The following is a 26,940-nucleotide window of genomic DNA, read 5'->3' as shown; positions in this document are numbered from 1 at the left end:
AAACATACTAACATTAGTAGTGCAGACCCTGGCCAGGGTTTGTGCTACTATTTTTTTATAGTAGAAGTGAAGTAAGGCCGACCAGCCTCTAGGACCATTTAAGAGTCCGTATTATAAACCGGCCGACTTCACACCCTTATTTGAATCAGTTTAGTATGTTGGGTCCTTAAGAGATCGAGTAAAAGAAAGTGGAATCGATAAGGCAATGTGAAGGCTTCTATGAATGGTAAGAGAAGGAGAAATGAACATGAAACATGTTCTAGCATTCGATGTTAGTATGGGGAAAAGTACAATGGTTATCTATAATCACTATAATAAATGTGAATATGAAGGCGAAATTACACATAATAAATCGTCCTTTAAAGCCTTGAATGAAAGGATTTGTGAAATCATTAAACGGGATGGTCAAGCACCTGAAATTGTATTTGAAGCATCAGGAGTGTATTCGAGACCATTAGAACAGTTTTTTCAAGCAGAAGGCTACACCTATCATAGAGTTAGCCCGTTAGAAGCGAATCTACAAACGGCTTCGATGCGTCGTCATAAGACAGATATAAGTGATGCTCATGGGCTTGCTAAATCTCATTTTCGAACAGAACGTTCTACGACATACCAGGAAGAAAACTACTATAAACAAATGCGCGCACTAACACGTTATTACGATGAACTAGATAGTGAAATTATAAGTCTATACAGTAGATTGCACGCTATTTTACAGCTTAGTTTTCCTGAATTAGAGCGTCTTTTTTCAAAACGTTCTGCTCTCTTTTTGAACGTCACTCAGCTTTTCCCACACCCAGATGAAGTATTGGCATGTTCTAAAACTGTAATACGAAATAAAATAAAAGGGAATACAAAAAAGAACATATCCCTTAAACGTGCAGAAGAAAAAGCAATAGAATTACTTCACGCAGCACAAGATTCCTATCCAGCAATATCAAAAGATGATGTTCGTTGTGACCAAATTCGGGATTATGCTATACGTATCACAGATCTTAAAGCGAAAAAAGACATGCTTATAAAACAGATGGTTGAACTTTCAAAAGATCGTATTGAGTATCAGGTATTACTTTCTTTTCCAGGGATTGGAGAGGTGACTGCTGTAAGACTAATTGGAGAACTAGGGGATCTACAACGCTTCCAGAACCATAAACAATTGAATGCATATGTTGGAATTGATATCATGCGTTATCAATCTGGTAATACATTTTATAAAGATAAAATAAATAAACGAGGAAATAACAAATTACGAAAACTATTGTACTACATGGTTCAATCGATGATTAAACTTCGTAAGAAGTCCAACAATCATATTGTAGAGTATTATGACAAATTAAAAACGCAACCTCAAGGCAAACCCCATAAAGTTGCGTCAATTGCATGTGTGAATAAGTTCTTGAAAGTGGCCTTTCATCTAATCACACACAACATCACCTATGATTACAATACAGCATCCATCTGTTCGTAATCAGTTATTTACACTATAACATAGATGACCTTTCGAAAAAACATAACTCGTCAGGTCTATTTGTCATTTCCAAAATGTTTTTTTGGGTGGGAGTGGTACCCCTCCCACCCAAAAAATAGTTATTAATTAATAAAAACACTTGACTGTAGGTAAGAAAGAGGCTGGGACAAAAGTGTTTTAATCAATGAAAAACCCGAACGAACTGATAATTGATGCAATCATTAGCTACGGAAATATACTTCGCTATCGTTGTATTTTGTTCGGATTTTCAATTAAACACTTTAGTTATGTCCCAGCCTTTTTCAATTTTCAATCTATGATAGTTACTATCCTTCTAATAACAGTGACTCTGGATCTTCAATCAGTTCTTTCACCTTTACGAGGAAACCAACAGCATCCTTTCCATCAATGATCCGATGGTCATAGGAAAGGGCAATATACATCATCGGACGGTTTTCAAAGCGTTCCTCGTCGATGGCAACAGGTCTCATTTGAATTTTATGCATACCGAGAATACCCACTTGAGGTGTATTTAGAATCGGAGTGGACCATAAGGAACCGAATACCCCTCCATTCGTAATCGTAAAGGATCCACCTGTTAGATCATTTAATGCTAACTTCTTTTGATGTGCCTTTTCTGCCAAATTACCGATTTCTTTTTCAATTCCAGCAAAATCTAACCGGTCCGCATCCCTAACAACAGGAACAACGAGTCCATCTTCTGTTGATACAGCTACACCGATATCATAAAATTTCTTTAATACTATTTCATCCCCTTGTATTTCAGCGTTTACATAAGGATATTTCCTTAGTGCTCCAATAACTGCTTTTGTGAAAAATGACATAAAACCTAATTTAACACCGTTTGTTTCGAAAAATTTATCTTTTCTTCGCTTTCTGAGATCCATTAAATTCGTCATATCCACTTCATTAAAGGTAGTAAGCATTGCTGCCGTCTGCTGTGCTTCCACTAACCTTTTGGCAATCGTTTGACGTCTTCTTGACATTCGAATCCGTTCCACCGGCTTCATAGGATTGTCCTTTGGTTCCTGTTTCCCTGTCTCTTGTGATTTTAATGGAGCTGAAACTTCTTTCCCTTTTCCATCATGCTCAAGTATATCTTCTTTTCTTACACGTCCTAATGGATCTCTTGGAGAAATTGCTGATAAATCGATTCCCTTTTCCCTCGCCAACTTTCGGGCAGAAGGAGTAGCAACAGGACGACTTTGCTTGTGCTGTTCGTCTGAAGTTACATTTTTTTCCGTTTTTGTTTCTGTGACAGGTTCGGCGGTTCCTTTATCCGGCTGTTTTTCTTTTTCCTCTGAAGTGTTATGAGAGGCAGCAGATTCCCCATTCTTACCGCTCTGATCTATTTTCGCAATAATATCTCCCACTTTAACCGTATCACCAGGCTCACCAAACGTTTCTGTTAAAACCCCAGCTTCATCAGCTGCAATTTCCACATTTACTTTATCTGTTTCTAGTTCTACCAAATCTTCCCCTTTTTCCACATAATCCCCTGGTTTTTTCAACCACTGGGCTACGGTCCCTTCGGTAACAGATTCTGCTAGTTCTGGAACTTTTATTTCAATCATGGTTAATCTCTCCCTTCGTTTTCGCTGCTTATAGCCGTCCGGATAATACGTTCTTGTTCTTTCTTGTGAGCTTTTGGATCACCTTCCGCTGTACTGGAACGGCGTGGACGTCCAATATATTTCACTTCCATCCCTTCACTTGCAAACTCCTTTAAATATGGGTATACGTAATGCCATGCCCCCATATTCATTGGTTCTTCCTGGACCCATACCCATTCCTTTGCATTTGTGTGTTCACGTTTGATCTTGGAGATTTCTTTTGCCGGGAATGGATATAATTCCTCCACCCTGACTACTTGAATCCAATCTGGATAATTTTCTTTTTCAATAACTTCCTCTATTTCTACCGCTATTTTTCCTGAACATAATACGATCCTCTCCACAGTGTCAGGATTATTTCCGAGCCCTTTTTGTAAGAGAACTGGATGAAATTTCCCTTCCGCAAAATCTGTTGGTGGTGAGGCAACAGTCACGTTTCTTAACAAGCTTTTCGGACTCATGATTACGAGCGGACGAACTTCATCTTTTCCTAACAGTTTTGCCTGTCTTCTTAAAATATGAAAGTACTGACTGGACTTTGTTAAATTTGCAACATGCCAGTTATTTTCTGCAGCAAGTTGTAAAAATCGTTCTAAACGACCGCTGGAGTGTTCCGGACCTTGACCTTCATATCCATGTGGTAAAAGGAGTACTAGACCGGATTTTTGCCCCCACTTCGCACGACCTCCTGAGATAAACTGGTCGAAGATGACTTGTGCTCCATTGGAAAAATCTCCATATTGTGCTTCCCAAATCGTTAACGTCTCCGGTGCATGCACATTATAACCGTACTCAAAACCAACACATGCCATTTCTGATAATGGACTATTATAGATGGCAAAGGATGCATTGGCAGATTCCATAGCATGTATCGGCGAATACATTTCATCCGTCTCATGATCATGTAACACTAAATGACGCTGGGAAAAAGTCCCCCGTTCTGTATCCTGACCAGTTAACCGAATCGGTGTCCCCTCATGTACAATACTTGCCAATGCAAGAGTTTCTGCTAATGCCCAATCGATATATCCGTCCTTTTCAAAAACTCCTGTACGTCTCTTTAATATTTTCTCTAGCTTAGGAAAAACATTAAAACTTTCCGGGAATTGAAGTAACTCCTTATTGATTCTTTTTAAGAGATCATGAGATACTTTCGTTTCCATTCCCTCCAAATTGGTTTCCACATAAGTTGGCGGCTGCATCACTTCATCTATTTTTTCCCGTTTTTTTGATTTGATTTTCTCAAACTGTGATTCTAGTTCTTTAAGAAACTCCTCACGCATCAATGTTAAAGTTTCCTTTGAAATGAGATTTTCGTCTGCCAGCTTATTACCGTATATCATAAATGCCGTATCGTGCTGTTTAATCCGTTTATATAATCTAGGCTGTGTAGAAAGGGGTTCATCCATTTCATTGTGTCCGAATCTACGATAACCAATGAGGTCTATAACAACATCTTTATTGTATTTTCTCCGATATTGGTAAGCGAGGTGAATGACTGCAAGACAGGCCTCTGGATCATCTGCATTCACATGAATAACTGGAATTTCAAATCCCTTTGCCAAGTCACTTGCATAACTGGTTGACCTTGAGTCGGAACTCACCGTTGTAAAGCCGATCATATTATTCGCAATAATGTGTACTGTACCACCAGTGGTATATCCTTTTAGCTTCCCTAAATTCAATGTTTCCGCGACGACCCCCTGACCTGGAAAAGCTGCATCCCCATGGATTAAGATCGGCATCGCTTTATTTTTATTTTGAACAGGATAACCTGGCTTTTTCCGGTTATCTTGCGCTGCCCTTGCGAATCCTTCTACTACAGGATTAACAAATTCTAAATGACTGGGATTATTGGCAAGGGATATAGTGGCATTAACTGTATTTTCTTTAATTTCACGGTCTGCACCAAGATGATACTTCACATCACCCGTCCAACCATAGTTAATTCCAACTGACCCTTCAGAAGGAACCAAATCCTTGTTCGGTGCATCGTGAAATTCGGAAAATATCATTTCATACGGTTTTCCAAGAACATGTGCCAATACATTCAACCGACCTCGATGGGCCATTCCAATCAGTATTTTTTCCGTTCCATCCTCCACTGATTCCCGAACGATGTCATCAAGCATTGGTACCATGGAGTCCAAACCTTCAATGGAAAACCTCTTTTGTCCCACAAATGTCTTATGAAGAAAATGTTCAAAAGCCTCCACCTTATTTAACTGTTCAAGTAATTGCTTCTTCTTTTCTGGAGAAAAGTGAGGACGATACTCTCCCGATTCCACCATTTTTATTAGCCAGTTTCTCTCATCAATATCATGAACTTGCTTAAATTCAAATGCCATCGTATCTGTATATACTTTTCGCAAATGATTAATCGCATCTAGCCCATTTCCCACAAATTCGGGAGCATCAGGAGATAAAAATTCCCTTGGGATACTTTTCAAATCCTCTTCTGTCAAATCAAATTTTTCGATGGCAAAAATATCTTCTTTTTTTCTTGCTTCCACAGGAGATATGTTTGCTAACCGGTGACCATTCCTGCGAATTGAATCCGCAAGTTTAATGGCATTTGCAACTGTATACATCTGCTTTGATGATGGAACAGAGGCAGTAGTATGGACGTAAGAATCTTTCTTCTCTTGATCTTCTACTGGCGGAGGACCCCATTTTTGAAAAAAATATTGGATATCCTCGTCTACAGAATCCCTGTCTTCTAAATATGTCTCATAAACCTCAAGCATATATCCGAGGTTTGGACCATAAAATTGTTTCCATCCTTCGTCGAAACGAATTCCATTAATACTCATTTCATTAAAAACCTCCATTGTAATCAAGAAGCACAAACTGTTCTTCCTAGTTTTTTTGATTTGATTGGGTTAGAATTAGTGTTTGAATGTAACATTGGATAAACGGCTTGCTATGAATTTGGTTAACGGTTTTTAGTTCGGTTTATTTTTCACTATCTGTGAAGTAAAAACGTTTCCATTGATATTTTATCACTATAAGAAATATTCCTCAAAGATATTATTCTTTATTTTCCCAATTTTGCACCCAAATTTTTATATTCCCTTGTAAAACTTGTCCTAATCATCTTCTTTTATTCTGTATTCATCTATTCCTAACTTTTTAAGCTTGTGAAATTTCCTTACAATACCAAGACTTATCCCAACTTCATTATGTAATGGGTATTTTCAGTTAAGGGGTGTTTTCCCAAAGTATAGAGTGTTTTAATTTTATTTTGCAGATAAGTCGAAGATGTCATGTTCGAACAAAAATATTATAAAGATTTTCTAGAATGGGAGTTATAATTATTATACTCAGAAAATTTAGAATACTATTATTATTAGTGAGAATCCATAAATGATTAGATTCTTTCCAGACACACTTGTGATTCATTTTTAGCATTATTTACAAAAGTGGAAACCTGATAAGCATCCAAGACATTGGTTGCCAATGCTCGGAAATACTTCTTCTTAAAACTAGTAAAATTTGATTCTGCCTCTGTTTTCCTGGTACCGCTGGAAGAAGATCTACTTAAAGAAGAAAGGCGGAGCCACGCTCCCCCCTTCTCCCTATCCAAAATAACTGGCATACGGTGATGGAGTTTTCTCATGAAATCGTTCGCTTCTGTTGTCAGAATAGTACAGCTTACCACTTCTGTGCCGGTACTGGAAATCCAGCGATCCCACAATCCTGCCATGACAATCGGTTCTCCGCTGGAAAGATGGATGAAATACGGTTGCTTTTTGCCACCCTCTTTTTTCCATTCATAGAAACCATTTGCGACTATAAGGCAGTGTCGCCGGTTAACTATGGATCGGAAAGATGGTTTTTCATGAATTGTTTCCGAACGTGCATTAATCATTTTGTATCCTATTTTTTCATCCTTTGCCCAGGATGGAATAAGACCCCACCTCATCCTCCCTGCACGAAGACCGGTTCTTCCTTGCACGAGAGCAAGGATGTCTTGACCAGGTGCTATATTATATCGAGGTTCCCAGATAAGGTCTTCTCCGTTTTCCAAATCAAAGTACTCTTCGAGAAAGTCTGGATCTGCATAGAGTGTAAATCGTCCACACATCGTAACTTCACTCTCCTTACGCGGAATGATGTTCTCTATTTTACCGTTCTTTTCCAAAATATCTCTAAACGATTTAGTGCTTCTGCTAATTGCTCCATTTTATAAGCATAAGACAGACGAACGAACCCCTCACCTAAATAGGAAAAAGCATCCCCTGGAACTACTGCCAGTTGCTCTTCCTCTAAAAGTTTCACTGAAAAATCAAATGAGGATAGTTTCGATGCTGAAATATCCGGAAAAACGTAGAATGCACCAGACGGACGTCCAGTTGGAATCCCAATATTTTCTAGGCGGTCTACGACATAATCCCTTCTTTTAACATACTCCTGTTTCATTTCAACAGGGTCCTCCATCCCATTTTCCAATGCTTCCAGGGCGGCCGCTTGAGAGATAGAGGAGGCACAACTGACATTATATTGATGAACTTTCAACATGTGTTTCATTAAATTGGCTGGGGCAAAGGCAAAACCTATTCTCCATCCAGTCATGGAGTGGGATTTTGAGAGCCCGTTAATAACAATCGTCTTTTCCTTCATCCGATCAAATTGGGCAATGGATACGTGATCCCCGTCATAATTCAGCTCTGAATAAATTTCATCGGATATCACAAACATCGATTCATTCATCAAATAGTCTGCCAATGCTTTACCCTGTTCTTTCGATAATACGGCGCCTGTGGGATTGGACGGGTAAGGTAAAATAACTGCTTTTGTTCTCGGTGTCCGGTGTGCTTTGATTTGATCTACTGTTATCACAAAATCAGTATCTCTCGTATCCACATAAACAGGTATAGCACCACACAACGTAATAATTGGGGCGTAGGCCGGATAAACAGGGCCTGGTAAAATAACTTCCGAACCAGGTTCCAAAATCGTTCTCATTGCCACATCAATTGCCTGAGAAGCACCGATTGTTGTAAGTATTTCACTGGAGGGATCGTAAGTTAATCCATATTTTTTCTGAACAAACTGACTTGCAGCCATTAATAAGGCAGGAGTACCTGCATTCGCTGTATATGTAGTTTCATTTCCATCAATAGCATCTTTTGCTGCCTCTTTTATATGTTTAGGTGTGTAGAAGTCAGGTTGTCCTAATGTTAATTGAACGGCATCAGGATACTTTGCCACACGATTAAAAAATTGACGAATTCCTGATATTTCAATACTTCTCACATTGGGGTTTATTAAATTTTCCATAGCTTAAGAAACCTTCTTTCCTCACTAGTAGATTATTGTCAAAAACACCTTTTTACTCCGGGTTAAAAATAAACAAAAGGTTTTATAAAAAAGCGTTTATACTGACAAGCATTATTATAAAATATAACACATATAAAATAATTCCACCTATTCCAACGAAAAAAAACAAGACTCCTTTAGGATAGGAAACGGAATAAAAGTTTCTGATGGAAGGCAATGACAGTATTCCAACAACAATGACAAAAATGGAGACTGCAAGGAAATCATAAAGAAAGAACTGAAAATTCAGTGGTTCCAATATGTTACCTGATAGGATATTGACAATTGCAAAAACAATGGAAAGAACTCCTGCAAAGGCCAGCTTGAAATAAACAATCATTCCAAGCCACCAGCCCCAAGGTTTCTTCCAAAGTAAGCCGATGGATACAACAATTAATAAAAGGTAAGCGCTATCTGAAATGATATCTAAAAAAAATCGCTCATTGTAACCCCAATGTTCCATAATATACCAATAGTAAATTGCGAATACGCTTACTATAACGACTTGTAAAATGGAAATTATTGAAATGAGCATTGGTATTTTGTTCTTCATCCTGCATCACTCTCCTATCGGAAAAAGTTCGCACCAGACCTCCCTAATAAATATGCCGCAATTGCAAATGCTTCTGTTTCATCCCTTACCCGATCAAACCCTTGAGGAGTTTGTTTTATCTGTAATTGATACGGAGAAGTAGTTTGCAAAGTTCCTTGGTTTGATTGACGAAGGAAAGTCGTTGCTTCCTGTAAACCATATTGTCCAGTTTTCATTATCTCATAGAGGGAGATAAAACCGTGCATCACTCCCCGATAACGGGATCCCTGAACAGGAACACCAAACTCTGCCAATCGTTCAGCATAAGCTTCCCCCTCATCCCTTAGCGGATCAAATTCTGCCGTGATAATTAATGCCGGTGGTAACCCACTTAAATCTTCTGCCTGCAATGGGGAAGAATAGGGACTAAACCACATCCACTCATCCGGAGTATATAAATCTCTGGCACGATACATCACGGATCTCGATAATAAATAATAACCACTGTCATAAATATCCCTGGATTCCAAAGGGACATCCTGAAAGGTTGTTAAAGGATACATTAACACTTGGGAAATCAATTCAGGACCATTTCGGTCACGACTCATAAGAGTCATTGCCGTTGCCAAGTTCCCACCAGAACTGTCTCCTGCCACACTTATTCTTTCTGTATCCCCATTAAATGTGTCTGCATGTTCGACAGCCCACAGGATTGCTGCATAACTATCTTCCACTGCGGTTGGGAAGGTGTATTCAGGCGCTAATCTGTATCCGGTCGCTATCACCACGCTATTCGTTCTCGCTGCGAGGGAACGAATGATATTATCATGGGTGTTAATATCACCAAATCCTTCTAAAAAGGCTCCTCCATGATAATACATAAGGATGGGGAATGGCCCTTCTCCTTGTGGACGGTAGATTCTTAACGGAATTTGCACTTCTCCTTGTACGGGAATATAAAGATCCTCCCTCAACAAAGGACTCCCACCGCTCCCACTGCCACCTGAAACAATTTTCGGAACTTGGATGTTAATATCCAACGGTACGAGGTTATTGTTAATCGCATGGAGAATAACTGCTGTTTTTGCCGGCAATCTCCCTTCATCTGTTGTTTGCCACAAATACATTGAAACAGCAATTAAAATTAATAAAATTCCAATTAATAAAGATCCAAATAAAAACAGATTCTTGAAAAGTCCTTTTAACCTGATCATTAACATACCACCTCATGCCAAGAAACCTATGAATTCTATATTATAATCTGACATAGATAAAAACGTTATCCATATATGTATATATAATTGTTATCTTATTCGATACTGATTCCCTTAATTATCATTCCTTTAAACATGACTGATACCCATAAGAAAAGCGCAAGCGCCTATGGTCACGAGCGTAGGGCAGTGGAGGAATGACAACTAGAAGTCCGCTCTTTGACTTCGGTTGTCACTTCCGAAGTGCCCCGCAGCGAGTAGGCGGTGGAGCTAGACAACTTGCCCGAAGGTGCCAAAACTTATAAATATTTTTCTTCCAAGAAAAGCGTAATCGCCTGGGCTCACGGGCGAAAGTCACTGCCTCTTCCTCAAATCTAAAAGCATGAATTTGCAGTGTATCCGTCGTGGCAAAGAAGACAATGCAAAGAATGAGTAAAAAGGTTGTCTTAACTATTGCAGTTAAGACAACCCCCACGATTTTTTTCCGATCTTTCTAACGATATACTAATGGAATTCCCGTAACGAACAACCAATCCAACCAAGAAAACTTTTTGTTATCCGAATCATTTTGTCCCTGATCTAATATCGATTTATCCAGTAACACAGGAGACAAGACAGGTTTTCTTTCCTGTAACTGAAACTCTTTTAATATTTTCCCTGCATCACTTGAAATGGTAACAATCCCATTGCTTGAAATCGTATAGTTTACACTCTCCCCGATTTCTGTAGTGACTGGGATTTTCTCTGGATAAACAAAGTCATATCTTAATGGTTCCTTTTCAAAAGTTACCCATTGTGTCTCATAGTTTTGAAAGCCATATTCTAATAAAGCGAGTGTGTCTTCCTGCGCAAAGTATCTTGACGGTGCTTTCAAAGTTACGGTAATTAACTCCGTTTCTCCCCTTTTTGCTGCTGTTGATAACGTTGTTCCAGAACGTTGGACAAATCCGTTCTTGATTCCGATTATATCTTCATAATGTCTTGTGAGGGGATGGTGATTATAAATCCTTGTTTCCCAACCTTCCCCTACCCAATCATAGTATTCCGTACTGACTAGTTCACGAAAAAAATCATTTTTCATTGCATAAGCACTAATTTTCGCCATATCGGAAGCCGTTGTCATATGCTCTTCTTCAAACAGACCATGTGGATTCTTAAAGTTTGATCGCTGAACTCCAATTCGAGTTTCCACGAAATCATTCATCCGTTCCGCAAAAGCCTCAACTGATCCATCAATATGTTCTGCAATCGCTATCGCAGCGTCATTCCCTGAGCTTACCATGAGACCGTGCAATAGTTGACGTAGCGTAATCTTTTCCCCTTCTAATAAGTATACCCTTGTTCCAATTGCTCTCACCGCATCCCAACTGACTTCAACCACTTCATCAAGATCACGGGTTTCGATTACTATTATTGCGGTAATTATTTTTGTAATACTTGCAGGGTACATTAGCTGATGGGCATTTTCCTGGAGTAAGACTTTTCCTGTATTGCTGTCTATCAAAATATAGGATTCACTGATAATGTCAGGAGCGGATTCATTTGCAAATGTTTCCGACACTTTATAATTGACAAATATTAAAAGAAATAAGATCAATAAACTTTGTTTTACTAAAAGATTGCCCATTCTCCATCACCCACATTCTTTCATTCTATTTTAAAAAATCATTCTCATATCCTCAAACAAGCAACTTTTGTTAACCATATCATTACAAAACAATGAAAGGGAGTGGTAGTTTCTTCCACCAACTCCCCCATAAAGGAAAAATCATTATTCTGTAACAGTGTCCTGTGTAATTAATACATCAAATCCTGGTTCTCCTTCCAAGGAGCCTAAGGCAAAAATAGAGTAATTAACACCAGCTTCCAATTCCAAATTAGGGATTTTATATAAGACTTCCCCCTGATCTCCAATCCGGAATTCCAGATCTAATGTTGTGGGCTCTAACTCCCCATAAGCACTGATTTCACCAAATTCAAGATTGGTTATTACTTCGTTCCCGTTTCCAAAGATATTAACAGAAGGTGTATCAGGAGAAAAATGAACAATTCTCAGTTTAGATTTATCCTCCTTTGTGATCCTGTCATCTGTCAGAAGAAGTATTTCCATCTCCCTCTTTTCACCTATGAGAGAAATAGTATATGACTCACCTTTTTTAACCTTTACCTTTTCTGAAAGAAGGGGTTTTTCTTTTTTAGGATCGGCTCCTTCCGGATAAACTTTGATCTTCAACTTCCCATCGGAAACTTGAATAAATCTACTTACTTCCTTGAAACTAATATTACTGAAGTTCTTTTCTTTATTAATATATACATCCACTCGTTGTGAACTTGAGTCCACTGAAGCATTTAAAAAACGGAGATTTACTTCTCCTTGGTTTGCATACACTTGATCGAACTGCATGAAAATGGATAGTAAACTTAGTATACTTACTATGGAATACAAGATTTTCTTCATCTTTACCAACTCCTGTAATTTCAATTTTTACATCGTTATACTATCCAAGTTACAGGTAAATATTCTTCTCTTAGAATACAGGTATTTGGATGAAGAAATTAGAAAGGGGATTATCTATGAAAAAATTAAAACAAAAACTGGAGCAGTTAGATGGAAAAGGATACAAAGGATTCAAGTCCATACAAGGGAATTACTCAGGAGCGTTTTATACCCTATTTATTGATTATGTTCAAGGAGATCCATTTGCCAGTCCATCCAGAATACGTGTCTTTATCCCCCTTGAAAAGACCGACCTGAACGGAGAACATTTTTCTACTGCTCATAGAAAAATAGCCGTAGAAAACTTCTTTGGGAAGGGAGTAGCACAACACCTTGGCAAGGTTCAGAATTCTGTAAAAGGAACGGGTAAAAGTGGACGTGTCTTTATCGATGCATCAGGACAGGCGATATTGAAACGATCGGCAGTGAAACTCTCTGAAAAGGGAATCGAATTCCGATTGTCCGTAGGTCTGCCAGCAAGGGGAAGAACGATACTTGGAAAGGAAGCAGATAAACTGTTATGCGATTATATTCCAAAGGTTATTCAACAAGGGATAACCAATTACAATCCTCAGGAACTTAAAGAAACGATTCGCTTAGCAGACGATCAACAGACCATTCGCCATTTCCTCATGAAAAATGGAATCATTTCTTTCATAGCAAACCATTCTATACTTCCGAGGGAAAGTGGGATTAGTCAACGTCCATTAAGGAAAAATAACGTCATCCCATTTAAATCCCCAAAGGAATTTGAAATAACGATACCACTTTCCGATGGCCGAGAAATTACGGGTATGGGCATCCGGAAAGGGATTACCCTTATTGTCGGTGGAGGTTTTCATGGGAAAAGTACAGTCCTTCAGGCAATAGAGCGGGGAGTGTACAATCACTGCCTAGGTGACGGAAGGGAATATGTTCTTACAGATGAAACTGCCATGAAAATTCGTTCTGAGGACGGTCGCAGTGTCCATGAAGTGGATATATCCCCTTTTATTTCCAATCTACCATTTAATAAAAATACAATGAAGTTTTCCACCGAGGATGCCAGTGGAAGTACATCTCAAGCGGCAAATATAATGGAGGCCCTTGAAATGAATTCCCGATTATTACTGATAGACGAGGATACAAGTGCCACTAATTTTATGATCCGGGACGGTAGAATGCAAAAACTGGTGAAAAAGGATAAAGAACCTATTACTCCCTTTATCGATCGAGTTCAACAATTGTATACGGAAAAGAATATATCATCTATTTTGGTCATCGGAGGTTCTGGAGACTACTTTGATGTGGCTGACCATGTCATCATGATGGACGAATATAAGCCATATGACCGGACAGAAGAAGCGAAAAAAATCGCAATGGAAGTTTCAAGGGAACGTTCAATTCCTGAGACAGGAGGAGAGTTCGGTCTGATACAGGAACGTGCCCTTCACCGGAGAAAACTTCTCCAAAAGTTAGACAGGAAAGAGAAGGTGGACAGTAAAGGGTTAAATACGATCTTAATTGGCCGTGACCAAATACAGTTACATGGTGTAGAACAGTTAATTGATTCAAGCCAGACAAGAGCCATAGGGTATATGCTCAAAATTCTTATGCAGGAAACGGATGGGTCATTGACGATTATGGAATCCATTAATCGATTATACAAACAAATGGAAGTGGATGGACTTGATGCCATTTCCCCTTATAAGGGACAACATCCAGGGGACTTGGCATTACCCCGTATAAACGAAGTAGCTGCAGCCATCAACCGAATACGATACTAGTTTAACAACCCATGACATGACTGAGATCACGAGGCTACTTGGCTAGTTTCTAAAAAAGATAATAAAGCAGTAGAAAAGGGAAGGTCACCAGTTTATACAGACCTTCCCTTTTACTATTCTCCTATCACTTACTATCAAACAGTGATTTATACTCACCATAACCCTCTGTTTCCAGGGAATCCTTTGGAATAAATCTGAGAGCAGCAGAATTAATACAGTAGCGGAGACCGGTTGGTTTTGGCCCATCGTTAAAAACATGTCCTAAATGGGAATCCCCTTCTTTACTTCGGACTTCCGTTCTGACCATAAAGTGACTTAAATCGTTTTTTTCCACAATTTGATCCTCTTTAATAGGTTTTGTAAAACTTGGCCACCCGCAACTGGAATCAAATTTATCTATGGAACTGAATAGGACTTCCCCGGATACAACGTCCACGTATATTCCATCTTCAAAAAAATCCCAGTATTCATTATTAAAAGGCTGTTCGGTTCCGTTATTCTGAGTTATTTCATATTGAATCTCCGTCAGTTTCCTTTTCAACTCTTCTTTACTCATTGACTATCCCCCCAATGCTGTGTGATAAAATCAGCCCTTCCACTCCCCTTTTTGTACATTTTATAATGAAGTGGATTCTTCTTATAATAATGCTGATGGTAATCCTCTGCAGGATAAAAGATTGATGCTTCCCGAATTGGTGTGACAATCGGCTTCTGAAAAAGCCCGCTCTTTGATAATTCTTCTTTCGACCGTTCCGCTAATTCCCTTTGGTTTTCATCATGGACAAAAATGGCCGTAGTATACGATTCCCCGCGGTCATGAAATTGTCCTCCAGGATCTGTTGGATCAATTTGTGACCAAAACAACTGTAATAAGCGTTCATAAGGAAAAACTTCAGGATCAAAGGTAATCTCCACGGCCTCAAGATGACCGGTTGTTTCACTACACACTTCTTCATAGGTTGGATTTTCTTTATGTCCCCCAGTATAACCTGATAGAACTCGGTGAATTCCAGGCTGTTCATCGAATGGAGATACCATACACCAGAAACATCCTCCGGCAAACGTTGCTTTTTTGAGATTCTTTTCCAAAGTCTTCGCCTCCAATCCAAGTTTTCCACGATTATAACACGGGAATCTATTTTTCCATAAATCTGATGCTCTCTTTGGATATCGTCCAGATTGGTTCTGTGTATTTAGTTACCATTATTAGTATAATCATAGAAGGGAGGTTACAATGACAAAAATAATAATGGAAAAACTTTGGGCCAAAAACAAATATGAGTTAATGATGAAAGGTTACAATTATTATAAAGAGATTCAAGCCCTGTTTCGCCAAGCCGATACAGACAAAGATTATTACCTCTTATTTCAAAGAATAAAAGAAATCAAAAGAAAACCCTTTAATCACAATGGTGTAATAACAACGACAGAGCACCTTTGGGGTTATTTTAAATTGGATGCTTCCCCAGAAGAAAAGGAACATTTTTTTTCCTTACTGAACAACCTGAAGCAGTGCAACACAACACAGTACAACTATTTTCCAAAAGAAGTGAACAAACTTCTTGGTTATATAGTCTATTTACTCGACCAGTATGAAACGCCGTATTTAGAGAATTCAACACTTTTTCTTCCAAAGGGGAACTGGAATAGGGTTATTTTGAAAGAGAAAGAAATAATTGTGTCAAAGAGATTCTTTGAAGAAGGGAGTGGGGAGAATCTGCGGGAGTGGGAGGAATTCTGAAGGAGATACACATGAACCTTAGTTCGAGGGACTGTAAAAGTGGTGCTTTTCCACTTTTACAGTCCCTCGAAGTCATGTCATACAAATAAGAAAAGCGCAAGCGCCTATAGTCACGAGCGTAGGGCAGTGGAGGAATGACAACTTGAAGTCCGCTCTTTGACTTCTGTTGTCACTTCCGAAGTGCCCCGTAGCGAGTAGGCGCTGGAGCTGGACAACTTGCCCGAAGGTGCAAAAATTTATCCTTTCTTACCTTTTAAGAAAAGCGCAAGCGCCTATAGTCACGAGCGTAGGGCAGTGGAGGAATGACAACTTGAAGTCCGCTCTTTGACTTCAGTTGTCACTTTCGAAGTGCCCCGTAGCGTTAAGAAGGAACTGAAAAAGTTTAAAACCACTTTTTCAGTGGCCTCGTCTGTTACTCTGGGAGTCTCTTTAATACATTTTCAAATGCAAATCCCCTTACTTCCTTTTCTGAATATTGTTTCAATAAAGCGTTGATCAGATTAGGATACTTACCTGCATGTTCTAAGTCATTCATATAAAACATGATTCCGTCAAAATCCGAACCTAACGCAATATGATCCACGCCACCCAATTCACAGAAATGTTCCACATGCTTTAAGAGATCATCAATGGTTGCCTGCTCCCCCCCTGTAATGAACGGTGGATTAAATACTAATCCAATAAAGCCATTTTTCTGAAATAATGCTTGAGCCTGCTCATCCGTTAAATTACGTTTGTGATCACAGATCGTTCTCGAGTTGGAATGGGATGCAATGGGGTATTTTGCTGTTCGAATAACATCCCAGAATCCAGCCTCTGCCAGATGGGATACATCCGTCCAAACCCGGTTTTCATTATTCAGACGAACGATTTCGAAACCAAGTTCCGTAAGTCCACCACCCCGTGGTTCCCCTGCACCATCTGCGCAAAGATTAGCATTATTCCACGTCAACCCTAATGACTTCACGCCCAGTTGGTAAAGAGTTCGTAACTTTGTTAAGTCGTTTCCAAAGGCATCTGCTCCCTCCAATGTTAACATAGCTCCCGTTTCTCCATCCCTCAGGGAACGGATGTCATTCCAATTCTCAATTTTTTTTATGTTCGGATGCTTCCCTACTACTTCACTATGGAATAAGTCCGCTTGCTCTAAGGCAATTTGAAATTTTAAATCACTGGGAAAGTCAGGTTCAATAAAAATGGCAAAAAGCTGTACTTTCACATTACCCATCTGAAGTCGTGTGACATTTGTTTCAATACTAGGATGATCTGTAAACGACCTTGTTTTATCTTCCCATAGTTTTAATAAGGCATCACAGTGCAAATCAATAATTTGCATGATTCTTCCCCCTTTCTATTTATCCTATCCAGTATTACATATAACTTCCAAACCTGTCTAACGTACAAGAAAAGCACAAGGGAGTAAGCGATGGAGCTAGACATACCCGTAATATGATAAACTTATAAATTACCATTAAAAAAACACGATGACATGTATGAGGGCAATGAGCGTAGCCGTCACAATCTTTAAAAAGCCTGATAGGAGCGGTTTTCTCCTATCAGGCGAGCGACGAGCGGATCCATTGCCAAATAAAAAAAGGAACTGAAAAAGTTGTAAGATACTTTTTCAATGGACTTACAAGTGTCACAGAGTTTTTCAAAACTAATCTGTTGGACCAACCATCTTTTCCGGATTAACGTACTTTTCAAATTCGGCCTCTGTTAAATAACCTAAAGTTATTGCTGACTCTTTTAATGTAGTCTGATCTGTAAATGCTTTTTTCGCAATTTCAGCAGCCTTTTCATAACCTATGTAAGGGTTTAATGCAGTAACGAGCATCAAGGAATTTTTCACATGTTCCTCAATAACTTCCAGATTTGCCTCCAGACCTACAATACACTTATCATTAAAGGAATCCATTCCATCCGTTAACAATCTCACAGACTGTAAGAAGTTATATATGATAACTGGTTTAAAAACATTCAATTCGAAATTTCCCTGACTTGATGCAAAGCCAATGGTGGCATCATTACCAAACACTTGAGTTACAACCATCGTTAATGCTTCACTTTGAGTAGGGTTTACTTTCCCCGGCATTATGGAACTTCCAGGTTCGTTGGCAGGAATGGATATTTCTCCTATTCCCGATCTCGGTCCACTTGCCAACCAGCGAACATCATTGGATATTTTCATTAAATCTGCAGCAAGGGCTTTTATTGCCCCATGGACAAATGTAATTTCATCATGGCTCGTTAACGAATGAAATTTATTGGGGGATGTGTAAAAAGTCAAGTTTGTAATTTCAGAAATTTCTTCTGCTGCCGTCTCCCCAAACTTCGGATGGGAATTGATCCCTGTACCCACTGCAGTTCCTCCGATAGCCAAATATCTAAGTTGCTCTGAGGAATTCACAATCATCTCTTCACATTTTTCCAACATATGCTCCCAACCGCTGATTTCCTGTCCTAATGTCAATGGTGTGGCATCCTGTAAATGGGTTCGGCCAATTTTTATCACATTTTCATATGCCTCTTTTTTCACTCGTAAGCTTTCCTTCAAACGTCTTAATGAAGGGAGTAAACGTTCATGAACTGCCTTTAAAGCGGCAATATGCATTGCTGTAGGAAACGTGTCGTTTGAACTCTGGGACCGGTTCACATCATCATTTGGATGAATCCTCATTTTTTCACCTAATTGGTGAAACAGTTGATTTCCTTGGTGGGCCACCACCTCGTTCATGTTCATATTAGACTGAGTTCCACTTCCCGTTTGCCAAACCACTAATGGAAAATGCTCATACTTCCCATCTTTTCTCAAATCCTGACAAACTTTCTCGATCATTTTCCCCTTTTCTTCTTCAAGTTTTCCTAATTTTACGTTTGCTTTTGCCGCTGCCTCTTTTAACACCGTAAAGGCTTCCACCACTTCTAAAGGCATTTTTTCAGTACCAATTTTGAAGTTTTCCAAACTTCGTTGTGTTTGTGCCCCCCACCATTTGTCTGCAGGGACTTTCACTTCTCCAAGCGTATCTTTTTCAATCCTTGTTTTCATAGGCTTACCTCCTTGCAACTATAATGAATAAAGACTGGCTAGGGCAAGATCCAATTGGGAACTCACCACATAGATAATTAATACAATAAGGGCGATTCCTATAACAAATTTGACAATTTTACTTACAACTTTCACCAAAAGCACGATTCCAATAATTGCCACAATGATAAATAACAGGTTTTCCACGTTCACTTTCCCCTTTCCTAATAGAATTAGTTCAAAGATTATCATTTTATGTAACCAAAACACCTCTACTGTACTGTTTACACTTCCCTCCTGTAATAGATACGCTAGGGGAGTAGCAAATCCCTGCAACTAATTTTTTATGTCCAAAAACAAAATCTAAAGGGAAGTAATTCATTGTATTCCTTCATATTATTAAAAATGAATAATGCTAATAGTTGATGTATCCCATGAACAGAATATTTTTCAATCATAAATGAAACCCGTATTAGAATACTCTCTAGAAAGGGTTATTGGATTGATTTATATCAACACATCTTTTAATTTGAACTTTCAGAATATTGGGTATATGATGAACTTACATGTATTATTATGGAGGTGTTTCTTTTGGACGTATTAAAACCAAAGACTGGCAACTATCATTTAGAGGATTACGTGAAAACGAGGGAATCATTTGATTGGGAAACAGTAAAAAATGTATTTTCTTGGTCGAGAACAGGGAAAGTCAATATGGCTCATGAAGTGATTGACAGACATGTGGATGAGGGACGAGGAGAAAAAGTTGCGCTTCTCTATTCCGATTCCAATAGACAGGAATCCTTTACCTTTCAGGAATTGAAAAAACTCACAAATCAAGCTGCACATATGTTTAAAAACCTTTCTGTTCAAAAGGGAGACCGTGTTTTCATCTTTATGCCAAGAACACCGGAATTATATGTTTCCCTTTTAGGTGCTGTCAAAATCGGTGCCGTTGTGGGCCCACTTTTTGAAGCATTTATGAAGGATGCAGTAAAAAGCCGGTTAGAAGATAGTGAAGCAAAAGTATTGGTCACAACCCCTGAACTAGTAGCCCGAGTTCCGAGGGATGAATTACCTAACTTAGAAACAATCATTCTCGTAGGGGATAACGTTCCTGAAGATTCTGGTTTCGTATCGTACTACGAAAAAATGAAAACGTCTCCAACCGATGATTCTGCAAAGGAATGGGTGAACTTAGAAGATGGATTAATTCTACATTACACTTCAGGTTCCACTGGAAAACCAAAAGGAGTTTATCATGTTCACAATGCCATGCTACAACACTATCAAACTGGTAAATGGGTTCTGGATCTGAAAGAGGACGATGTTTATTGGTGTACCGCGGATCCAGGATGGGTCACCGGCACGTCTTATGGAATCTTCAGTCCTTGGTTAAACGGCGTAACTAATGTCGTCCGGGGAGGGCGTTTTTCACCAGATGATTGGTACAGTACACTTGAGAAAAATAAGGTAACCGTCTGGTACAGTGCCCCTACCGCTTTCCGAATGTTAATGGCGGCAGATCCTACCATTATAAAGAAATATGATCTTTCATCCGTCCGACATGTTCTCAGTGTTGGTGAACCTTTAAACCCTGAAGTTGTCCGCTGGGGATATGAGACATTCAGTCACCGTATTCATGATACATGGTGGATGACAGAAACCGGAGCAATGCTTATTTGCAATTATCCTTCTGAACCTATTAAACCAGGTTCCATGGGAAAACCACTCCCTGGAATTGAAGCGGCAATCATTAATGACAACGGGGAGGAACTGCCAGCTTATGAAATGGGGCATTTAGCAGTCAGAACAGGATGGCCTTCAATGATGAGGAAAATTTGGAAAAATGAAAAAAAGTATCAGGAGTATTTCGCCATCTCCGGATGGTATGTATCCGGAGACACCGCTTATCGGGATGAAGATGGTTATTTTTGGTTTCAAGGGAGAAACGATGACGTCATCAACACCGCAGGAGAACGGGTAGGTCCATTTGAAATAGAAAGTAAACTCGTGGAACATCCTGCTGTTGCCGAAGCGGGCGTAATCGGAAAACCAGATGAGGTCAGGGGACATATAATTAAAGCATTTATTTCCTTAAGGAATGGATACGAATACAGTGAAGAACTTAAAAAGGAAATTCAGGCATTTATTAAAACAGAATTATCGGCACACGCTGTCCCTCGAGAAATTGAGTATAAAGAAAAGCTTCCGAAAACCAGAAGTGGAAAGATAATGCGCCGGGTATTGAAAGCATGGGAATTAAATGAACCAGCAGGAGACTTGTCCACGATGGAAGACTAAAAATGTGAGAGGGTATCCCTTAACACTTAAGGGGATGCCCTCCTTCTCTTTTCACAGGAAAATGGGGCTTCGAAAAGATAGATGTTGTTGCGGGAATCTTTCTGTATGAGTATTATTAAATTGGCTATGTTACTATTTTGTGTGCGATTCTAGTAAACTTTAACTCCCTTTCCTTGGGACGGAAGATACAGACGCAAATTCGTAAAATTATTTTAATAATAAACATTTGCCTTTAACTTGGCCAATAAGTTTAATGTGCCGAATTTCCGGCATAAAGACTGTTTTTCGGCACGGCACTCAGTGGGGGGGATATGGTTTGTTCGCATCAGATATGGATACGAAGGAAATGTTAAAAGCTATTTTACGAAGTATTGATGAAGGGATTCATGTCATCGATCATAAAGGGAGAACGATATATTATAATCAGATCGCTGCTGATCATGATGGTCTTACAAGTGAAGAGGTTATTGGTAAACCACTTTTAGATGTCTTTCCATCTCTCTCACCGCAAACAAGTACGATGCTTAAAGTTATTGAATCGGGAAAACCTATTTACAACCAACAACAGACATACCGGAATTTACGTGGGAAAATGATCGACACTGTCAACACAACCATCCCCATCATCGTAAAGGGAAATATTGTCGGTGCTGTGGAAATTGCCAAAGATTATTCCAGGATTAAAGACCTTTCTAATAAGCTTCTAGATCTTCAGACTAGAATAGACCGTCGGAAAAATAAAGCCTTAACAGTGGAAGATAATCAAGCAATCTACCAGTTTAACGACATTTATACGAAAGACTCTAAGATGTTGAAACTCATGGAAAAAGCAAAGAAGATTGCACAAACTTCGTCACCCGTTTTTGTGTACGGGGAGACTGGAACAGGGAAGGAACTGTTAGTTCAGAGCATTCATCATGCCTCCCCCCGTTCCCATGGACCATTTATCTCACAAAACTGTGCTGCAATTCCCCCTTCCCTTCTGGAAAGTATGATATTTGGAACAAAAAAAGGAACATTTACAGGTTCCGATAACAGGGAAGGATTATTCGAATTAGCCCATGGAGGAACGCTCTTCCTTGATGAAATACATACTCTCCCTTACGATCTACAGGCAAAATTATTACGAGTTTTAGAAGATGGAGTTGTTCGGAGGGTTGGGGCAACAACAAGTTTTAAAACAAATGTTCGTGTGATCGTCGCTACTAATGAAACACCTGAGGTATTACTTCAAAAGGAAACGCTACGAAAGGATTTATACTATCGTTTAAACGTCGTATCCATCCACCTTCCCCCATTGAGGGAAAGGGATGGTGATATTGAGGATCTCGTCCATCTTTTTATCCGAAACTACAATCATCAATTCCATAAATCAATCAAAGGTGTTGCTCACAAGGCAATGGCAGCTATAAAAAACTATGAGTGGCCAGGTAATATCCGGGAACTGGAACATTGCATTGAGTCTGCTATGAATTTTTTAGATGGGGAGTACATCACGCTTGAAGACTTACCGGAAGAAGTTTGTAAAAGGAAAGCGTCACCAACTGAAAATAAAATTCCTGGCCTTAATTCAAACATGGAACAGTGTGGTCTAAAGGAAACATTATCACATATTGAAAAGCAATTAATCCTAAAAGAATTAGATCATAGTAAGGGAAATATCAAACAAGCAGCTAAACGGTTACAGATCCCCCGACAAACGTTACAGTATAAGATTGGTAAATATAAGATTAAACACTAAGTGCTGAAAATTCAGCACTTATTTTTATAATATGGAAGTTCTAAACTGTCTTTCTCTTGTGACGAACAACGCAGCCCTTGAATAGACAATGAGTTGCTCCTACTATGGGGATTGCCTCAGGACGTGACGTTTTCTTTAATATTAGGATTTTGCTAAAGTTGGCATGGTTCTTGCATATTTAATAAAGTGAGAATCGCTAACTTGAAGGAGGAACTGGAATGAAGATGGATTTATACAAACCTGAGCGTCACTGGAAAGAAATAGAACTTTGGAAAGATGTGCCCGAAGAAAAATGGAACGACTGGATGTGGCAATTAACAAATACAATCCGTACACTAGATGATTTAAAGAAAGTCGTAAACTTAACTCCCGAGGAAGAAGAAGGGGTTCGCATCTCCACACAGACAATCCCCTTGAATATAACACCTTATTATGCATCCTTAATGCATCCTGATGATCCAAGGTGCCCCATTAGAATGCAGTCCGTACCCATTTCAAAGGAAATTGAGAAGACAAAATACGATTTGGAAGATCCACTGTCAGAGGATGAAGATTCCCCTGTTCCAGGTTTAACTCACCGCTATCCAGACAGGGTGTTATTCCTTGTGACAAACCAGTGTTCCATGTATTGCCGATACTGTACAAGACGACGGTTTTCCGGTCAAATTGGTATGGGAGTTCCAAAAAAACAACTGGATGGTGCTATTCAATATATTGCTGATCATCCAGAAGTAAGGGATGTTCTTATTTCCGGTGGTGACGGATTACTCATTAATGACCAGATACTTGAATATGTATTAAAAAACCTTAGGGAAATAGATCATTTGGATATTATCAGAATCGGAACGAGGGCGCCTGTTGTTTTCCCACAACGAATAACTGAAAATCTTTGCAACATTTTAAAGAAGTATCACCCCGTTTGGTTAAATACACACTTTAACACTTCTCTAGAAATTACAGAAGAATCTAAAAAAGCATGTGAAATGTTAGCTGATGCTGGTGTCCCATTAGGCAATCAGGCTGTTATTCTCGCAGGAATTAATGACAGTGTGGAAATTATGAAAAAATTAATGCATGATCTCGTTAAAATTCGTGTCCGCCCATACTACATTTATCAGTGTGATCTATCAGAAGGAATTGGACATTTCCGGGCACCTGTTTCCAAAGGGTTAGAAATTATTGAAGGATTAAGGGGGCATACATCAGGATATGCCGTACCTGCATTTGTCGTCGATGCACCGGGAGGGGGTGGGAAGATTACTCTCCAGCCTAACTATCTCATTTCACAAAGCCATGAAAAAGTGGTCTTAAGAAACTTTGAAGGAGTAATAACCTCCTACCCTGAACCGAAAAACTATACACCTGGAACAGCAGATGAGTACTTTTATTCCTATTATGAAAAGAAATCGGAAAAACGGGTTGGCATCTCTGCTTTAATGAATGATGACAAATTCAATTTAGTTCCTGAAGGTTTAAACCGTCTTGACCGTCGTAAAAGTTATCAGGAAGACCAGTCCCACAAATCATTAAAAGATTTACGGGATAAACGGGATAAGATGAAGGAAAGAAAATGGAAAAAGGAACAGGAGCGTTTTGCATCTGATAGAAAGAAAGGTCAAGCTTAATGGAGGTGTGTTGATGAATTGCAAATGGTGCCACTCACAAGAAGCAACTAAGTCCCTTGAAAAAGCATACTGGGAACTTCCAGATGGAAGTCGTGCTGTGGAAATGACTCATGTCCCTTCTATCCACTGTCCTTCTTGTGAAATGATTTATATTCAAGAGGATATAATTGATGAAATCGAAGATCAGATGATGTTGATTGATACAAACAAACTTCCGGATGTATTTTCGTACCACCAACTAATGGATCAGCCAAAACTATTAAAGAAGAATTATTTTAAGTTTTAAGGAGACGTTTGAAATAAATGAGACTGGGACAAAAGTGTTTTAATCAATGAGTAATCCAAACCGAAATGATAGTTGATGCAATCATTAGCTCCGGAAATATACATCGTTTTAAATTGTTAGGATTTTCAATTAAACACTTTAGTTATGTCCCTGCCTCTTTCTTACCTACAGTCAAGTGTTTTTATTAATTAATAACTATTTTTTGGGTGGGAGGGGTACCACTCCCACCCAAAAAAACATTTTGGAAATGACAAATAGACCTGACGAGTTATGTTTTTTCGAAAGGTCATCTATGTTATAGTGTAAATAACTGATTACGAACAGATGGATGCTGTATTGTAATCATAGGTGATGTTGTGTGTGATTAGATGAAAGGCCACTTTCAAGAACTTATTCACACATGCAATTGACGCAACTTTATGGGGTTTGCCTTGAGGTTGCGTTTTTAATTTGTCATAATACTCTACAATATGATTGTTGGACTTCTTACGAAGTTTAATCATCGATTGAACCATGTAGTACAATAGTTTTCGTAATTTGTTATTTCCTCGTTTATTTATTTTATCTTTATAAAATGTATTACCAGATTGATAACGCATGATATCAATTCCAACATATGCATTCAATTGTTTATGGTTCTGGAAGCGTTGTAGATCCCCTAGTTCTCCAATTAGTCTTACAGCAGTCACCTCTCCAATCCCTGGAAAAGAAAGTAATACCTGATACTCAATACGATCTTTTGAAAGTTCAACCATCTGTTTTATAAGCATGTCTTTTTTCGCTTTAAGATCTGTGATACGTATAGCATAATCCCGAATTTGGTCACAACGAACATCATCTTTTGATATTGCTGGATAGGAATCTTGTGCTGCGTGAAGTAATTCTATTGCTTTTTCTTCTGCACGTTTAAGGGATATGTTCTTTTTTGTATTCCCTTTTATTTTATTTCGTATTACAGTTTTAGAACATGCCAATACTTCATCTGGGTGTGGGAAAAGCTGAGTGACGTTCAAAAAGAGAGCAGAACGTTTTGAAAAAAGACGCTCTAATTCAGGAAAACTAAGCTGTAAAATAGCGTGCAATCTACTGTATAGACTTATAATTTCACTATCTAGTTCATCGTAATAACGTGTTAGTGCGCGCATTTGTTTATAGTAGTTTTCTTCCTGGTATGTCGTAGAACGTTCTGTTCGAAAATGAGATTTAGCAAGCCCATGAGCATCACTTATATCTGTCTTATGACGACGCATCGAAGCCGTTTGTAGATTCGCTTCTAACGGGCTAACTCTATGATAGGTGTAGCCTTCTGCTTGAAAAAACTGTTCTAATGGTCTCGAATACACTCCTGATGCTTCAAATACAATTTCAGGTGCTTGACCATCCCGTTTAATGATTTCACAAATCCTTTCATTCAAGGCTTTAAAGGACGATTTATTATGTGTAATTTCGCCTTCATATTCACATTTATTATAGTGATTATAGATAACCATTGTACTTTTCCCCATACTAACATCGAATGCTAGAACATGTTTCATGTTCATTTCTCCTTCTCTTACCATTCATAGAAGCCTTCACATTGCCTTATCGATTCCACTTTCTTTTACTCGATCTCTTAAGGACCCAACATACTAAACTGATTCAAATAAGGGTGTGAAGTCGGCCGGTTTATAATACGGACTCTTAAATGGTCCTAGAGGCTGGTCGGCCTTACTTCACTTCTACTATAAAAAAATAGTAGCACAAACCCTGGCCAGGGTCTGCACTACTAATGTTAGTATGTTT

21 protein-coding genes are annotated in these 26,940 nt (G+C 38.9%); 7 read left to right on the top strand and 14 right to left on the bottom strand.

Annotated elements, in window-relative coordinates; translation table 11 throughout:
• Positions 1-247 precede the first annotated feature (247 nt).
• Positions 248-1,468, top strand: coding sequence for an IS110 family RNA-guided transposase (locus KS419_RS06670; RefSeq protein WP_246593679.1), 1,221 nt, complete (start codon positions 248-250; stop codon positions 1,466-1,468).
• Between the two features lie 326 nt (positions 1,469-1,794).
• Here KS419_RS06670 and odhB read toward each other — a convergent pair whose 3' ends face one another.
• The 8 genes from odhB to KS419_RS06630 all read right to left on the bottom strand — a co-directional run bounded on the left by odhB (position 1,795) and on the right by KS419_RS06630 (position 12,628).
• Positions 1,795-3,063, bottom strand: a complete 1,269-nt coding sequence (odhB, locus tag KS419_RS06665) for a 2-oxoglutarate dehydrogenase complex dihydrolipoyllysine-residue succinyltransferase (RefSeq protein WP_217065288.1) — start codon at positions 3,061-3,063, stop codon at positions 1,795-1,797.
• Positions 3,064-3,065: 2 nt separating this feature from the next.
• On the bottom strand, positions 3,066-5,915 hold the full coding sequence (locus KS419_RS06660; protein WP_217065287.1) for a 2-oxoglutarate dehydrogenase E1 component: 2,850 nt from the start codon (positions 5,913-5,915) through the stop codon (positions 3,066-3,068).
• Positions 5,916-6,472: 557 nt separating this feature from the next.
• The gene (locus KS419_RS06655; RefSeq protein WP_217065286.1) at positions 6,473-7,189 is read right to left on the bottom strand and encodes an SOS response-associated peptidase; all 717 of its coding nucleotides are present in this window, start codon (positions 7,187-7,189) and stop codon (positions 6,473-6,475) included.
• 35 nt (positions 7,190-7,224) lie between these two features.
• Positions 7,225-8,385 (bottom strand): aminotransferase A, encoded by a 1,161-nt coding sequence (locus KS419_RS06650; protein ID WP_217065285.1) that lies wholly within the window; start codon positions 8,383-8,385, stop codon positions 7,225-7,227.
• 82 nt (positions 8,386-8,467) lie between these two features.
• A complete protein-coding gene (locus KS419_RS06645) occupies positions 8,468-8,977 on the bottom strand; it encodes a hypothetical protein (RefSeq protein ID WP_217065284.1) in 510 nt (169 codons plus the stop codon).
• Between the two features lie 14 nt (positions 8,978-8,991).
• Positions 8,992-10,170, bottom strand: coding sequence for an alpha/beta hydrolase (locus KS419_RS06640; protein ID WP_217065283.1), 1,179 nt, complete (start codon positions 10,168-10,170; stop codon positions 8,992-8,994).
• 493 nt (positions 10,171-10,663) lie between these two features.
• Entirely contained in the window at positions 10,664-11,797 is a 1,134-nt protein-coding gene (locus KS419_RS06635; protein WP_217065282.1) for a D-alanyl-D-alanine carboxypeptidase family protein, read from the bottom strand.
• Between the two features lie 144 nt (positions 11,798-11,941).
• Positions 11,942-12,628 (bottom strand): DUF4397 domain-containing protein, encoded by a 687-nt coding sequence (locus KS419_RS06630; protein WP_217065281.1) that lies wholly within the window; start codon positions 12,626-12,628, stop codon positions 11,942-11,944.
• A 116-nt stretch (positions 12,629-12,744) separates the two neighbouring features.
• On the opposite strand from KS419_RS06630, the gene KS419_RS06625 reads away from it, so the two are divergent.
• Entirely contained in the window at positions 12,745-14,433 is a 1,689-nt protein-coding gene (locus KS419_RS06625) for an ABC-ATPase domain-containing protein (protein WP_217065280.1), read from the top strand.
• Positions 14,434-14,557: 124 nt separating this feature from the next.
• On the opposite strand, the gene msrB is transcribed toward KS419_RS06625, so the two are convergent.
• A complete protein-coding gene (gene msrB / locus KS419_RS06620) occupies positions 14,558-14,989 on the bottom strand; it encodes a peptide-methionine (R)-S-oxide reductase MsrB (protein WP_217065279.1) in 432 nt (143 codons plus the stop codon).
• Positions 14,986-15,522: a peptide-methionine (S)-S-oxide reductase MsrA gene (gene msrA / locus KS419_RS06615; RefSeq protein ID WP_217065278.1), complete on the bottom strand. Its 537-nt coding sequence runs from the start codon at positions 15,520-15,522 to the stop codon at positions 14,986-14,988. Before msrA ends, msrB begins: the two co-directional genes overlap by 4 nt.
• A gap of 145 nt (positions 15,523-15,667) precedes the next feature.
• On the opposite strand from msrA, the gene KS419_RS06610 reads away from it, so the two are divergent.
• Positions 15,668-16,174, top strand: a complete 507-nt coding sequence (locus KS419_RS06610; RefSeq protein WP_217065277.1) for a DUF1722 domain-containing protein — start codon at positions 15,668-15,670, stop codon at positions 16,172-16,174.
• Positions 16,175-16,586: 412 nt separating this feature from the next.
• Here KS419_RS06610 and KS419_RS06605 read toward each other — a convergent pair whose 3' ends face one another.
• The 3 genes from KS419_RS06605 to KS419_RS06595 all read right to left on the bottom strand — a co-directional run bounded on the left by KS419_RS06605 (position 16,587) and on the right by KS419_RS06595 (position 19,409).
• Positions 16,587-17,510, bottom strand: a complete 924-nt coding sequence (locus KS419_RS06605; RefSeq protein WP_217065276.1) for a dipeptidase — start codon at positions 17,508-17,510, stop codon at positions 16,587-16,589.
• A 324-nt stretch (positions 17,511-17,834) separates the two neighbouring features.
• Entirely contained in the window at positions 17,835-19,223 is a 1,389-nt protein-coding gene (gene fumC, locus KS419_RS06600; protein ID WP_217065275.1) for a class II fumarate hydratase, read from the bottom strand.
• An 18-nt stretch (positions 19,224-19,241) separates the two neighbouring features.
• Positions 19,242-19,409: a hypothetical protein gene (locus KS419_RS06595; protein WP_217065274.1), complete on the bottom strand. Its 168-nt coding sequence runs from the start codon at positions 19,407-19,409 to the stop codon at positions 19,242-19,244.
• Between the two features lie 384 nt (positions 19,410-19,793).
• Here KS419_RS06595 and acsA point away from each other — a divergent pair, with 384 nt between their 5' ends.
• The 4 genes from acsA (at position 19,794) to KS419_RS06575 (ending at position 25,158) form a co-directional block, all read left to right on the top strand.
• Positions 19,794-21,506 (top strand): acetate--CoA ligase, encoded by a 1,713-nt coding sequence (gene acsA, locus KS419_RS06590; RefSeq protein ID WP_246593691.1) that lies wholly within the window; start codon positions 19,794-19,796, stop codon positions 21,504-21,506.
• A gap of 331 nt (positions 21,507-21,837) precedes the next feature.
• Positions 21,838-23,247, top strand: coding sequence for a sigma-54 interaction domain-containing protein (locus tag KS419_RS06585; protein WP_246593692.1), 1,410 nt, complete (start codon positions 21,838-21,840; stop codon positions 23,245-23,247).
• A 218-nt stretch (positions 23,248-23,465) separates the two neighbouring features.
• Positions 23,466-24,872: a lysine 2,3-aminomutase gene (gene kamA / locus KS419_RS06580; RefSeq protein WP_217065272.1), complete on the top strand. Its 1,407-nt coding sequence runs from the start codon at positions 23,466-23,468 to the stop codon at positions 24,870-24,872.
• A 13-nt stretch (positions 24,873-24,885) separates the two neighbouring features.
• A complete protein-coding gene (locus KS419_RS06575) occupies positions 24,886-25,158 on the top strand; it encodes a YokU family protein (protein ID WP_217065271.1) in 273 nt (90 codons plus the stop codon).
• 314 nt (positions 25,159-25,472) lie between these two features.
• On the opposite strand, the gene KS419_RS06570 is transcribed toward KS419_RS06575, so the two are convergent.
• Positions 25,473-26,693, bottom strand: coding sequence for an IS110 family RNA-guided transposase (locus tag KS419_RS06570; RefSeq protein ID WP_246593679.1), 1,221 nt, complete (start codon positions 26,691-26,693; stop codon positions 25,473-25,475).
• Between the last annotated feature and the right edge of the window lie 247 nt (positions 26,694-26,940).

This window comes from Evansella tamaricis (assembly GCF_019042215.1).
Taxonomy (GTDB): Bacteria; Bacillota; Bacilli; order Bacillales; family Salisediminibacteriaceae; genus Evansella; species Evansella tamaricis.
Note: the sequence above shows the minus strand (reverse complement) of the source record. Positions and strands in the feature narration are given on the sequence as shown.

Bases quoted from the DNA above. Each gene is read 5' to 3' on its own strand.
- KS419_RS06670 (WP_246593679.1), top strand. From the start codon at position 248: ATGAAACATGTTCTAGCATTCGATGTTAGTATGGGGAAAAGTACAATG.
- odhB (WP_217065288.1), bottom strand. From the start codon at position 3,063: ATGATTGAAATAAAAGTTCCAGAACTAGCAGAATCTGTTACCGAAGGG.
- KS419_RS06660 (WP_217065287.1), bottom strand. From the start codon at position 5,915: ATGAGTATTAATGGAATTCGTTTCGACGAAGGATGGAAACAATTTTAT.
- KS419_RS06655 (WP_217065286.1), bottom strand. From the start codon at position 7,189: ATGTGTGGACGATTTACACTCTATGCAGATCCAGACTTTCTCGAAGAG.
- KS419_RS06650 (WP_217065285.1), bottom strand. From the start codon at position 8,385: ATGGAAAATTTAATAAACCCCAATGTGAGAAGTATTGAAATATCAGGA.
- KS419_RS06645 (WP_217065284.1), bottom strand. From the start codon at position 8,977: ATGAAGAACAAAATACCAATGCTCATTTCAATAATTTCCATTTTACAA.
- KS419_RS06640 (WP_217065283.1), bottom strand. From the start codon at position 10,170: ATGATCAGGTTAAAAGGACTTTTCAAGAATCTGTTTTTATTTGGATCT.
- KS419_RS06635 (WP_217065282.1), bottom strand. From the start codon at position 11,797: ATGGGCAATCTTTTAGTAAAACAAAGTTTATTGATCTTATTTCTTTTA.
- KS419_RS06630 (WP_217065281.1), bottom strand. From the start codon at position 12,628: ATGAAGAAAATCTTGTATTCCATAGTAAGTATACTAAGTTTACTATCC.
- KS419_RS06625 (WP_217065280.1), top strand. From the start codon at position 12,745: ATGAAAAAATTAAAACAAAAACTGGAGCAGTTAGATGGAAAAGGATAC.
- msrB (WP_217065279.1), bottom strand. From the start codon at position 14,989: ATGAGTAAAGAAGAGTTGAAAAGGAAACTGACGGAGATTCAATATGAA.
- KS419_RS06610 (WP_217065277.1), top strand. From the start codon at position 15,668: ATGACAAAAATAATAATGGAAAAACTTTGGGCCAAAAACAAATATGAG.
- KS419_RS06605 (WP_217065276.1), bottom strand. From the start codon at position 17,510: ATGCAAATTATTGATTTGCACTGTGATGCCTTATTAAAACTATGGGAA.
- fumC (WP_217065275.1), bottom strand. From the start codon at position 19,223: ATGAAAACAAGGATTGAAAAAGATACGCTTGGAGAAGTGAAAGTCCCT.
- KS419_RS06585 (WP_246593692.1), top strand. From the start codon at position 21,838: ATGGATACGAAGGAAATGTTAAAAGCTATTTTACGAAGTATTGATGAA.
- kamA (WP_217065272.1), top strand. From the start codon at position 23,466: ATGAAGATGGATTTATACAAACCTGAGCGTCACTGGAAAGAAATAGAA.
- KS419_RS06575 (WP_217065271.1), top strand. From the start codon at position 24,886: ATGAATTGCAAATGGTGCCACTCACAAGAAGCAACTAAGTCCCTTGAA.
- KS419_RS06570 (WP_246593679.1), bottom strand. From the start codon at position 26,693: ATGAAACATGTTCTAGCATTCGATGTTAGTATGGGGAAAAGTACAATG.